Genomic DNA, 11,371 nt, shown 5'->3' with positions numbered 1-11,371 from the left:
TTTCTGGTTATATAAACATTCTTAAATAGTATTTTTAAGAATATCTGCGCTTATCTACTATCGCCCTACGCCGCAAGCAGTGCCGCCACTGCCAGGCACTATTCATTTAAGGAGCGAGACCATGAGCGCATCTCTACGTAGCGTCGACGGCCAGGACGAAGCAGCCATTTTGCGTGAGATCCAGAGCGCCCTGCGCGATCTGCGGTTTGGCGCGGTGGAAATCACTGTGCATAACGCCCAAGTGGTCCAGATCGAACGCAAAGAAAAATTCCGTCTGCAGAACCCGGGTAACAAACCGAGCTAAGCAACCGCGGCGATAGACCCGTCACTATAAGAAAAAGCCAACACCCCAGAATTTCAGGAGCTTCTATGTCGTCGATTCGCCGTTATGCCCTGGCCGCACTGGCCAGCGCCGTGTTTGCCGGTTCCGCTGTTGCCAAGGACTACGAGTTGCTCAACGTCTCGTACGACCCGACTCGCGAGCTGTACCAGGATTACAACGCTGAGTTCACCAACTTCTGGAAGCAGTCCCACCCTGGTGACACCGTTAAGATCCAGCAGTCCCACGGTGGTTCGGGCAAGCAAGGCCGGGCGGTGATCGACGGCCTGCGCGCCGACGTAGTGACCCTGGCCTTGGCTGGCGACATCGACGAAATCGCCAAATTGGGAAAAACCCTGCCGGAAAACTGGCAGACCCGCCTGCCGGATGCGAGCACCCCGTACACCTCGACCATCGTGTTCCTGGTGCGTAAGGGCAACCCTAAAGGCATCAAAGACTGGGGCGACCTGATCAAGAAAGACGTTTCCGTGATCACGCCGAACCCGAAAACCTCCGGCGGTGCGCGCTGGAACTTCCTTGCCGCGTGGGCCTACGGCCTGAAATCCGGTGGCAGCGAAGCCAAGGCCCAGGAATACGTGAAAGAACTGTTCAAGCACGTGCCGATCCTCGACACCGGCGCGCGCGGTTCGACCATCACGTTCGTCAACAACGGTCAGGGCGACGTGTTGCTGGCCTGGGAAAACGAAGCCTTCCTGGCCCTGAAAGAAGACGGCGGCGCCGACAAGTTCGACATCGTTGTACCTTCCCTGTCGATCCTCGCAGAGCCGCCAGTGGCCGTGGTCGACAAGAACGCCGAGAAAAAGGGCAATACCGAGATCGCCACTGAATACCTCAAGCACCTGTACAGCCCGGCTGGCCAGGAGATTGCGGCGAAAAACTTCTACCGCCCACGCGATGCAAAAGTAGCCGCCAAATACGCCCAGCAGTTCCCGAAACTGGACCTGGTGACTATCGACAAAGACTTCGGCGGCTGGAAAACTGCCCAACCGAAATTCTTTAACGACGGTGGCGTGTTCGACCAGATCTACACGGCGCAGTAACCCGAGAAATACACACCCACGGAGCCCGCATTCACCTGCGGGTTTTGTGTGTCAGTTCCGCTAACCAAGGACTCTTATGTCGCGTCGTATTTCCCCCGTCATACCCGGCTTCGGGCTGACGCTGGGCTACACCGTGGTGTACCTCAGCCTGATCGTACTCATCCCCCTCGCGGCGATGTTTGTACACGCCGCTCAACTCACCTGGGATCAGTTCTGGAACATCATCTCCGCACCCCGTGTGCTGGCGGCGTTGAAACTGAGCTTCAGCACCGCGCTGTACGCCGCCCTGATCAATGGCGTGATCGGCACGCTGCTGGCCTGGGTGTTGGTGCGCTACACCTTCCCCGGCCGCAAGATTATCGATGCGATGATCGACCTGCCGTTCGCGCTGCCCACCGCTGTGGCCGGTATCGCCCTGACGGCGCTGTACACGCCGACCGGGCTGGTGGGCCAGTTCGCCGCTGACCTGGGCTTCAAGATCGCCTACAGCCCGTTGGGCATCACCCTGGCGCTGACCTTTGTGACCCTGCCGTTCGTGGTGCGCACGGTGCAGCCGGTACTCGCCGATATCCCCCGGGAAATCGAAGAAGCCGCTGCCTGCCTGGGCGCCAAGCCGTTGCAGGTGTTCCGCTACATCCTCGTCCCCGCGCTGCTGCCCGCCTGGCTGACCGGCTTCGCCCTGGCGTTTGCCCGTGGCGTCGGTGAGTACGGCTCGGTGATCTTCATCGCCGGCAACATGCCGATGAAAACCGAGATCCTGCCGCTGCTGATCATGGTCAAGCTTGACCAGTACGACTACCGCGGCGCCACCTCCATTGGCGTGTTGATGCTGGTGGTTTCCTTTGTCCTGCTGCTGCTGATCAACTTGTTGCAGCGGCGCATCGAACGTCCATAAGGAGGCGCGGAACATGTCCCAATCGTCTATTTCCGCCGCGTCCTCGGCCAACGCTGCCCGGCGTGGCAGTGCGGTGTCGCGACGTATCCTGATCGGCCTTGGCTGGCTGGTGTTCTTCCTGTTTTTGCTGCTACCGCTGTTTATCGTGGTGTCCCAGGGCTTGAAGAACGGCCTCGGTGCGTTTTTCACCGCGATCCTTGAACCGGACGCGTTGTCCGCGCTGAAACTCACGGTGATCGCCGTGCTGATTTCGGTGCCGCTCAACCTGGTATTCGGCGTCAGCGCCGCCTGGTGCGTGAGCAAGTACTCGTTCCGTGGCAAGAGCATCTTGGTGACGCTGATCGACCTGCCGTTCTCGGTCTCCCCGGTGATCGCAGGCCTGGTCTACGTGCTGATGTTCGGCGCCCAGGGCCTGTTTGGCCCGTGGTTGCAGGAGCATGACATCCAGATCGTGTTCGCCTTGCCCGGCATTGTGCTGGCGACCATCTTCGTGACTGTGCCGTTCGTGGCCCGTGAACTGATCCCGCTGATGCAGGAGCAGGGCACCCAGGAAGAAGAGGCTGCACGCCTGCTCGGCGCCAATGGCTGGCAGATGTTCTGGCATGTGACTGTGCCGAACATCAAATGGGGCCTGATCTACGGCGTCGTGCTGTGTACCGCGCGGGCCATGGGTGAGTTCGGCGCGGTGTCGGTGGTGTCCGGCCACATTCGCGGCGTGACCAACACCTTGCCGCTGCACGTCGAGATTCTCTACAACGAATACAACCACGTTGCCGCGTTTGCGGTGGCCAGCCTGCTGCTGATCCTGGCGCTCTTCATCCTGCTGCTCAAGCAGTGGAGCGAGAACCGTATCAACCGCCTGCGCAAAAGTGCCGGTGAGGAATAAGTCATGTCGATCGAAGTCCGTAATGTCAGCAAGAACTTCAACGCCTTCAAGGCCCTGAACAGCATCAATCTGGATATCCAGAGTGGCGAGCTGGTGGCGTTGCTTGGCCCATCCGGGTGCGGCAAGACCACCCTGCTGCGCATCATCGCAGGCCTGGAGACTCCGGATGACGGCAGCATCGTGTTCCACGGTGAAGACGTCTCCGGCCACGACGTGCGCGATCGCAACGTCGGGTTTGTGTTCCAGCACTACGCGCTGTTCCGCCACATGACCGTGTTCGACAACGTCGCGTTCGGCCTGCGCATGAAGCCCAAGAACCAGCGCCCGAACGAAAGCCAGATCGCGGCCAAGGTTCACGAGCTGCTGAACATGGTGCAACTCGATTGGCTGTCTGATCGTTATCCGGAACAACTCTCCGGTGGTCAGCGCCAGCGTATCGCCCTGGCCCGCGCCCTGGCGGTCGAGCCGAAAGTGCTGCTGCTGGACGAACCGTTCGGCGCCCTCGACGCCAAGGTGCGTAAAGAACTGCGCCGCTGGCTGGCGCGCCTGCACGAAGACATCAACTTGACCTCGGTGTTCGTGACCCACGACCAGGAAGAGGCCATGGAAGTTGCCGACCGTATCGTCGTGATGAACAAGGGCGTGATCGAGCAGATCGGCTCACCGGGCGACGTCTACGAAAACCCGGCCAGCGACTTTGTTTATCACTTCCTTGGTGACTCCAACCGCCTGCATCTGGGTGAAGACAAGCACGTGCTGTTCCGTCCCCACGAAGTGTCGCTGTCGCGCCATGAACTGGAAGATCACCACGCGGCCGAAGTGCGTGATATTCGTCCATTGGGCGCGACCACGCGGGTGACCTTGAAGGTCGAAGGCCAGACAGACCTGATCGAAGCCGAAGTGGTGAAAGACCACGACAGCCTGACCGGTTTGGCGCGGGGCGAAACCTTGTTCTTCAAGCCCAAGGTCTGGCAAAAAGCCTGATAACCCGCATTACCTAATGTGAAAATGGGGCCAATGTGGGAGGGGGCTTGCTCCCGATAGCAGTGGGTCAGCTGATAAATATGTCACTGGCCCACCGCCATCGGGAGCAAGCCCCCTCCCACATTTAGACCTCTCTCGGCTTCAGATCGCGTCGAACCACCGGCCCCGAGCGCTCTTCAATCTGTTGTTTCAAGCCCTGCCGCAACCCCAGCAAAAACGCCACCTCCGCCACCACAAACAACGGCCCTACGATCAATCCCGACACATCATCCACAAACGCCGGCTTCTTGCCTTCGTAGTAGTGCCCGACAAACTGAATCACCCAACCCACCACGAACATGCCGATGCCGCTGCTGAGCCACACTATCGTGCTCTGCGCCGCCAACTCATGCCCGGCCCATACCGACAAGCCCATCAGCACCGTCATCAGCACGCCCAGGGCCAGTTCCAGGCGCAGGTAAAACCACGCCGAAAACAACGCCACGATTACCGCCGGTGAAATCCATAGGCCTCCCACGGTCCATTCGGGACGCGACAGCAGCACGGCTACTGCCACCACAATCAGCGGGATACCAATAAAGTGGCTGGCGATATTGCGCGGGTCGCGGTGGTAGGCGGCGTATTGACTGAGGTGGTCGACGAGGCTTTTCATTGTTGTTCCTCCTGTAGGATGTTTGATCATGCCCTGTCAGCCTGCGCCTGACTGTCAGCTGGGCGACAATCTTCGGAGTTCTCATGGACGCAGAGAAATGGCACGCCCGCTTGGCCAGCGGCCATTGGTTCAGCCATCTGCCTGTAGATCTACAGCGTAGTCTGCTGGCGGCGGCGCAGCTGCGCACGCTCGTGGCGGGGCAGTGCCTGTTCAAGCGCGGCGACCCGCCTTGCGGCCTGTATGCGGTGCTGGAAGGTGCGGTGCGCATCAGCGCGGTGAATGCCCAAGGCAAGGAGGCAGTATTGAGCCTGGTGGAAACGCCTTACTGGTTCGGCGAAATCTGCCTGTTCGATAACCTGCCGCGCACCCACGATGCCCTGGCCATGGGGCCATGCACGTTGTTGCAGGTGCCGCAGGCGGCGATACTCGCCCTGCTCGAAGACCATCCGGCGTATTGGCGCGATGTGGCCCTGTTGATGAGCCACAAACTGCGCTTGTCGTTGATCAATATTGAACAGATGAGCCTGATGCCCGCGTCGGCGCGTCTGGCCCATCGGCTGCTGATGATCGCGCAGGGCTACGGCGAAATAGACCAGGCGCGCCGCACCTTGCAACTGCCCCAGGAGGACCTGGCCGCGATGCTGGGCCTGTCGCGCCAGACCACCAACAGTCTGCTCAAGGCGCTGGAGCAACAAGGCCTTATCGGCCTGAGTTACGGCGCGATTGAAGTGCTGGACCTGCGCGGTTTGCAGCAGGCCGCTGGCCTATGAACTACGACCCGCGATAGGTGGAGAAACCGTAAGGGCTGAGCAACAACGGGATGTGGTAATGCTGGTCCGCCTGTTTCACCTGAAAGATCACTGGCACTTCAGGGAAGAACGTCTCGCGGTTGGCCTTTTTGTAGTAGTCGCCGGTCTTGAACACCACGCGGTACTCACCCGGCGTCATGCTGCGGTTGGCGGGGAACAGTTCGGCGATGCGCCCCTGCTGGTTGGTGACGCCTTCGGACAGCGACTGCCATTTGTCGCCTACCTGCTGTTCCAGGGTGACGCTGACACCGGCGCTCGGCAGGCCGTTTTCCAGGTTGAGCACATGCACGCTCAGAGGGTTGCCGTCGGCCAGGGCCAGGTTGCACAGGCCGCTGAGGCTCAGGGCGGCGAGGGTCATGCTGAGGGTTTTCATCGAGAGATCCTTTGGAGGGGAATCAGAGGGAAGTTTTCAGGCCCAGTTGCTCGGCGGCTTTTATTGCGCAGGACTCGTCCTGTGCTGCGCCGCCGGCACCGGCGATGCCCAGCGCGCCGACCAGTTCGGCCTCGGCAAACAGCGGCACGCCGCCGCCGAGTAACAGCAACTCGGGCAAGCTGTTAAGGTTGGCGGCCTCGGGGTTGTTACGCGCGCGCTCGGCAAACAGCCGCGTCGGGGTTTTGGTCGACAGCGCGGTGTACGCTTTGCGCTGGCTGGCGAGGCTGTTATGCGGGCCGACGCCGTCGGCGCGCAGGCTCAGCAGCAGGTTGCCGCCCCGGTCCAGTACCGTCAGCGCGGCGCTGCAGTGGGCAAGGCTGGCATCGGCCAGTTGGCGTGCGGTGTGCAAATCGAGTTCGGCATGGCGTGGCAGCTGCGGTGCAGCGAACGCACCGGTGCAGACGGCGAGGCTCAAGAACAAGGCATGGCGGGACATAAAGACGACTCCGGAAAACAGGCCGCTACCGTAGCCAGTCAACAGGGTCAGAAACCGCACAATTTGATGACAGGTTTGTAATCAAACCCAGAGGTAAGGCATGCAGGTGTTGTTAGTGGAAGACCAGCCGCAACTGGCGCAGCTCATGGCTCAAGGCTTAAGCGAGGCCGGTTTCGCGGTGGAAGTCGCGGCCAATGGCATGGCGGCGCAGCGCTTTGTGGAAAGCACCGAATACGACTTGGTCATTCTCGACGTGATGCTGCCGGGCTTGAATGCCTGGAAATTGCAGCAGGCGATTCGGCACAAGGGCAAGACGCCGGTGTTGTTCCTGACCACGCCGGGCGGCATCGAAGATCGCCTGCGTGGGTTGGAATTACATGAGGATGATTACCTGCTCAAGCCGTTTGAGGCCAAGGCGTTGGTGGCGCGGGTGAGGAAGTTATTGCGGCGCGATCGCGGGCTCTGATTGCCCCGGCATGTTGAGTGCCTGAACCATTGCTATCGCGGGCAAGTCCCCTCCCACATTTGAAATGCGTTCCCCTGTGGGAGGGGGCTTGCCCCGATGAGGCCTTCAGCCTCTGCGCGAATCCACCTACCGCAACCCATCGCGAAACTGCCCTGGCGTCACCCCCGTCCAACGCTTGAACGCCCGGTTAAAACTGCTGGTATCGGCAAACCCCAACAAATGGCTGATCTCTGCCAATGAGCACTGCGGGTCCCGCAGATGCTGCAACGCCAGGTTCTGCCGGCACTCGTTGAGCAACGCATCAAACCGACACCCTTCATCCGCCAGGTGCCGCTGCAAGCTGCGCAAACTCAAGTGCAGCGCCTGGGCAATCCGCTCGGCACTCGGCTCGCCGTCGGGCAATTGTGCCTCGATCGTGGCGCGCACCTTGCGCTCCCAGGTCAGCGGTTGCAGCTGGGCGAGGGTGCGTTTGAGCACAGTTTCGTTGTGTTCGGCCAACTCGGGGTTGGCGTCGTCCAGATGGCTGTCGAAGTCCTGGGCTGCAAATTCCAGGCAGTCCTCATCGGCGCCAAAAAATACCGGCGCGCGGAACACCGTGTGCCAAGGCTTGGGATCTGCCGGTTCCGGGCGCCGCAAATGCACGGCCAAGGGCGCGTAGTCACGGCCCAGGCGATTGCGGCAGGTGCGCACATAGATCGCCGCGAACGCATCGATGGCTTCCAGTGCCGGTGCGGGGCTGCCTTGGGGTTGCAGCAGGCGGAAACGGTAGCGTTCGCCGTCCCGACTCAGCTCCAGCTTCAGCGCATCGCTGACCACTTGGTGATAACGCACGATGCGTTCGAACACTTCCCGCAGACTGCCGCTGGCCACCAGTGCGTATCCCAACGCGTGAAAAGTGGTAGGGCTGACAAAACGCGACACGCGCAATCCAATTGCCGGATCGCCGCTGGCCTGCACTGCCAGCTCCCACAGGCGCGTGGTCGCCGACAGCGGATAGCGCGCATTGGGATCTTCCATCTGCTGCGGGTCGAGCCCAGCCTCGATGCACAGCGCGGCGCTGTCGAGGCCGAGGGCGTCGAGCTGCTTGCGCAGGGCGCGGGTCCAGCTGGCGAGGGACGTGGGTTCTGTCATGGCGATTGGCGCTTGCGGTCAACAGGTTGGCGTGTGGGGCTAGCGTCCTGCATGAAGGCCTGGTGCAGGATGTAACCATCTATGAACAAGAGGATGGGAGCATGGACGGTACTTCTGCAAGTCCCCAGCAGATGAACGCACAACAGCGTTCAGCGCATATCCGTGAAGTCGTACTCGCCGAAGGCGTGCGCCTACGCCAGCAGCACCCGTGGTTGCTGCATCAAGACGCCCTGGGCGCGGGCATTTTAGCCTTCGCGCTGCTGGGCATGATTGGCTCGGCGGCGCTCTACATCACCGGTCACATGGCCTGGTGGGCGTGCCTGTTATTGAACGCCTTCCTTGCCTCGCTGACCCACGAGCTGGAACACGACCTGATCCACAGCATGTACTTTCGCAAGCAGCGCCTGCCCCACAATCTGATGATGGGCCTGGTGTGGCTTGCGCGGCCAAGCACCATCAATCCGTGGATTCGCCGGCACCTGCACCTTAACCATCACAAAGTCTCCGGCACCGAGACCGATATGGAAGAGCGCGCCATCACCAATGGCGAGCCTTGGGGCTTTGCGCGGTTGCTGATGGTGGGCGATAACGTGATGTCGGCGTTTATCCGCATGCTGCGCGCCAAAACCTGGGGCCACAAACTCAAGATCCTGAAACGCTCACTGCTGGTCTACGCACCGCTGGCACTGCTGCATTGGGGGGCGTGGTACATCTTCCTCGGCTTCCATGCAGCCAACGGCGTCGCCAGTCTGCTGGGCGCGCCTATCGAATGGTCCGCCGGCACCCTGCAGATGATGCAGGTGATCGATATTGCCGCCGTGGTGATCATCGGGCCCAACGTGTTGCGCACCTTTTGCTTGCACTTTGTCAGCTCCAACATGCACTACTACGGCGATGTGGAACTGGGCAACGTGATCCAGCAAACCCAAGTACTGAACCCCTGGTGGATGTGGCCGTTGCAGGCGTTTTGCTTCAACTTCGGCAGCACTCACGGGATTCACCATTTTGTGGTGAAAGAGCCGTTTTACATCCGCCAGATGACCGCCAAGGTGGCGCACAAGGTCATGGCCGAGATGGGCGTGCGGTTCAATGATTTTGGGACGTTTGCGCGGGCCAATCGGCTTGGTTTTCCACCGCCAGCAGCGTTTCGATCAGTGCCTTCGCCGCAGGCGACAAGCGAACCCCAGCGCGGCTGATCACTGCGCAACGGTTGTTCAGGCTTTCCAAGGCATGAGGCACATTGCGCCAGTGCAGCACGTTCAATTCGCCGCTGGCCAAGGGGGCGGCGAAGGCTTCTTCTGCGCCCAGGCCGATGGTGTCTGACTCGCGCACGATGAGGGCCAACGCGGCAAACTGCTCCAGCTCGATAGCGGGGGCAAAGTCGATGCGCCCACTCAGGTTCGCCAACAGTTTTCGAATGCCCGGTGCGATCAGTGGCGTGGCGAGGGGATAGTCGAACAGGTCATTGGTCGACAGGCTGTCCTTGGCCAGCAACGGGTGCCCGGCACGGCAGAAAAACACACTGCGCCGCGGCGTGAGCGCCTGAGTCTGGAAGTTTGGGTCGGCTTCGAAGTGGCGCACATCGGCGATAAAAAAATCGATCTCTTCACGGCTCAGGCTGCGCCCGAGTCTTTCCCAGTTATCCACTTGCAACGCGCTGCGTACCTTGGGGTAGGCGGTGATGAACCGTGCCATCGCTTGGGGCACCAAGTTGACCGCCGCCACCGCATCGCTGCCAAAGCGTACTTCACCGGCGTCGAGCTTGGTCATGCGTGTGACTTCATGGCTGAGCAATGCGGCGCCTTGAACCAGGCTCAAGGCATGCTGCAACACCACCTGGCCTTCGGGGGTCGGGCGCAGGTCTTTATGGGCGCGATCCACCAGCACGCAGCCGAACTCTTGCTCCAGGCCCTGGATGCTGCGGCTGAAAGCCGGCTGGGTGATGCCCATGGCTTCGGCGCCGCGCACAAAACTGCGGTACTCATTCAGCGCGATGAAATAGCGCAGTTGGCGAAGGTCCATGGTGTGCCCGGCATCCTTTAAAAGAACCGGGATTTTAAGGGGATTGCTTATGTCGTCAACGAAGCTTTATTGGTTTAACTAGATCTTAAAAGCATATCTATAGAGCGGGTGCCGCGCGGTAACTCGTCGGGCTGAACACCCGCGTCACCATCAGCATCGCCACTGCAGTCACCGTCAATACCACCCAGGCGCTGGTGAAGTTGCCGGTGATCTCGCGCAGCCAGCCGGTCATCCACGGCGAGATCGCGTTGATCAGGAAGCCTACGCCTTGTACGAAGGCCGCCAGTTGCCCGGCTTGCCGAGGGTCGCGATGGTGGTCGAGGGTCAACAGCAGGCTCAAGGCGAAACACGCGCCCAGACCGAAGCCGCACAACGCCACCCACAGATGAGGAAATTGCAGCGGCGCCAGCAGCAGACCGAGGTAGCCCACCGTTTGTGCCAGCAGGCTGATCCCGAGCAGGGGGCGACGGTCGATACCGCGTTGCGCGAGCACTGGCATCAGCAGCGCGGCAATCACTTGGAAGATGGTCATGAACGCCAGCAGCGAACCGCTGGGCAGCACGCCCCAGCCCAATTGCTGATAGTAGGCCGGCAGCCACGCCACCAGGCTCATGTAGCCACAGTTCACCAGCCCGAAATACACCGCCAGCAGCCAGGCGCGACGATTGCGCAGGCCCTTGAATGCGGGCACCACCTGGGGATTTTTTGCTGCGCCCAGCGGCAGCCAGGCCCACAGCAACAAGGCGCCCAGCGCTGGCAACAGCCACACGCCCAATCCTGCCTGCCACTCCTCGAAATGCGTGGCCACCAGCGGACTGAGCAGCGCCGCCAAGCCACCACCGGCCATCAGCGAGGCCGAATAGACGCCCATCGCCACCGGCACGCGATGATGGAACTCACGCTTGATCATCGCGGGCACCAACGCCTGGATCAGCGCCACACCGGCACCGCCGAGCAACGCCGTGACCAGCAGCGCCGACGCTTGGCCCATCACCCAGCGCGCCAGGCACGCCAGCAGAATCATCATTAAACCCAGGGCGATACCGCGCCGTTCGCCCAGTTGCGCTTCCACGCGCACGCCCACCAACGCCACCAGCCCCATGCACACCACCGGCAAGCTGGTAAGCAGGGCACTGCTCTGGAAGCTGAGGCCGGTGGCCAAGCGGATTTCACCTAGCAGCGGACTGATAGAACTGAGGATCGGCCGAAGGTTGAGGCCCAGCACTACGAGCAGGCCCCAGCCGGCGAGGGATTTGTTGAGGGTCATGCAGCGTCCA

At 61.1% G+C, this 11,371-nt stretch carries 14 protein-coding genes; 8 read left to right on the top strand and 6 right to left on the bottom strand.

All coding sequences use genetic code 11. The features are described 5' to 3' along the window. Positions 1-121: 121 nt before the first annotated feature. The 5 genes from oscA to ACKZ62_RS27515 all read left to right on the top strand — a co-directional run bounded on the left by oscA (position 122) and on the right by ACKZ62_RS27515 (position 4,145). Positions 122-304, top strand: coding sequence for a sulfur starvation response protein OscA (gene oscA, locus ACKZ62_RS27535; RefSeq protein WP_003170956.1), 183 nt, complete (start codon positions 122-124; stop codon positions 302-304). A 65-nt stretch (positions 305-369) separates the two neighbouring features. Then, positions 370-1,380 carry a sulfate ABC transporter substrate-binding protein gene (locus tag ACKZ62_RS27530; RefSeq protein WP_027607869.1) on the top strand — a complete coding sequence of 337 codons (1,011 nt, stop codon included), beginning with the start codon at positions 370-372 and terminating at the stop codon, positions 1,378-1,380. A gap of 76 nt (positions 1,381-1,456) precedes the next feature. Further along, complete coding sequence (gene cysT, locus ACKZ62_RS27525) at positions 1,457-2,275, top strand: sulfate ABC transporter permease subunit CysT (protein WP_027607868.1); 819 nt, start codon at positions 1,457-1,459, stop codon at positions 2,273-2,275. A 13-nt stretch (positions 2,276-2,288) separates the two neighbouring features. Then, the gene (cysW, locus tag ACKZ62_RS27520) at positions 2,289-3,161 is read left to right on the top strand and encodes a sulfate ABC transporter permease subunit CysW (RefSeq protein ID WP_032884876.1); all 873 of its coding nucleotides are present in this window, start codon (positions 2,289-2,291) and stop codon (positions 3,159-3,161) included. A gap of 3 nt (positions 3,162-3,164) precedes the next feature. Beyond that, positions 3,165-4,145, top strand: coding sequence for a sulfate/molybdate ABC transporter ATP-binding protein (locus tag ACKZ62_RS27515; protein WP_032884878.1), 981 nt, complete (start codon positions 3,165-3,167; stop codon positions 4,143-4,145). 124 nt (positions 4,146-4,269) lie between these two features. Here the strand turns inward: ACKZ62_RS27515 and ACKZ62_RS27510 are convergent, their stop codons facing one another. After that, positions 4,270-4,797 carry an Mpo1 family 2-hydroxy fatty acid dioxygenase gene (locus tag ACKZ62_RS27510; RefSeq protein ID WP_447096101.1) on the bottom strand — a complete coding sequence of 176 codons (528 nt, stop codon included), beginning with the start codon at positions 4,795-4,797 and terminating at the stop codon, positions 4,270-4,272. An 83-nt stretch (positions 4,798-4,880) separates the two neighbouring features. Between ACKZ62_RS27510 and ACKZ62_RS27505 the strand changes: the two genes are divergently transcribed. Continuing rightward, complete coding sequence (locus tag ACKZ62_RS27505; RefSeq protein WP_447096100.1) at positions 4,881-5,567, top strand: Crp/Fnr family transcriptional regulator; 687 nt, start codon at positions 4,881-4,883, stop codon at positions 5,565-5,567. Between the two features lies 1 nt (position 5,568). Here ACKZ62_RS27505 and uraH read toward each other — a convergent pair whose 3' ends face one another. Together uraH and ACKZ62_RS27495 are read right to left on the bottom strand one after the other, a co-directional pair. Continuing rightward, entirely contained in the window at positions 5,569-5,979 is a 411-nt protein-coding gene (gene uraH, locus ACKZ62_RS27500) for a hydroxyisourate hydrolase (protein ID WP_032884882.1), read from the bottom strand. A 22-nt stretch (positions 5,980-6,001) separates the two neighbouring features. Beyond that, positions 6,002-6,475, bottom strand: a complete 474-nt coding sequence (locus ACKZ62_RS27495) for a GlcG/HbpS family heme-binding protein (RefSeq protein ID WP_447096099.1) — start codon at positions 6,473-6,475, stop codon at positions 6,002-6,004. 100 nt (positions 6,476-6,575) lie between these two features. On the opposite strand from ACKZ62_RS27495, the gene ACKZ62_RS27490 reads away from it, so the two are divergent. Further along, entirely contained in the window at positions 6,576-6,941 is a 366-nt protein-coding gene (locus ACKZ62_RS27490; protein WP_032884886.1) for a response regulator, read from the top strand. 126 nt (positions 6,942-7,067) lie between these two features. Here the strand turns inward: ACKZ62_RS27490 and ACKZ62_RS27485 are convergent, their stop codons facing one another. Continuing rightward, positions 7,068-8,072, bottom strand: a complete 1,005-nt coding sequence (locus ACKZ62_RS27485; protein ID WP_032884887.1) for an AraC family transcriptional regulator — start codon at positions 8,070-8,072, stop codon at positions 7,068-7,070. Positions 8,073-8,173: 101 nt separating this feature from the next. On the opposite strand from ACKZ62_RS27485, the gene ACKZ62_RS27480 reads away from it, so the two are divergent. After that, positions 8,174-9,268, top strand: a complete 1,095-nt coding sequence (locus ACKZ62_RS27480) for a fatty acid desaturase (RefSeq protein WP_099602153.1) — start codon at positions 8,174-8,176, stop codon at positions 9,266-9,268. On the opposite strand, the gene ACKZ62_RS27475 is transcribed toward ACKZ62_RS27480, so the two are convergent. Then, on the bottom strand, positions 9,159-10,094 hold the full coding sequence (locus tag ACKZ62_RS27475; RefSeq protein WP_447096098.1) for a LysR family transcriptional regulator: 936 nt from the start codon (positions 10,092-10,094) through the stop codon (positions 9,159-9,161). The genes ACKZ62_RS27480 and ACKZ62_RS27475 overlap by 110 nt on opposite strands. Positions 10,095-10,191: 97 nt before the next feature. Beyond that, positions 10,192-11,361: a CynX/NimT family MFS transporter gene (locus ACKZ62_RS27470; RefSeq protein WP_447096097.1), complete on the bottom strand. Its 1,170-nt coding sequence runs from the start codon at positions 11,359-11,361 to the stop codon at positions 10,192-10,194. Between the last annotated feature and the right edge of the window lie 10 nt (positions 11,362-11,371).

It is taken from the genome of Pseudomonas sivasensis, assembly GCF_052938085.1.
Note: the sequence above shows the minus strand (reverse complement) of the source record. Positions and strands in the feature narration are given on the sequence as shown.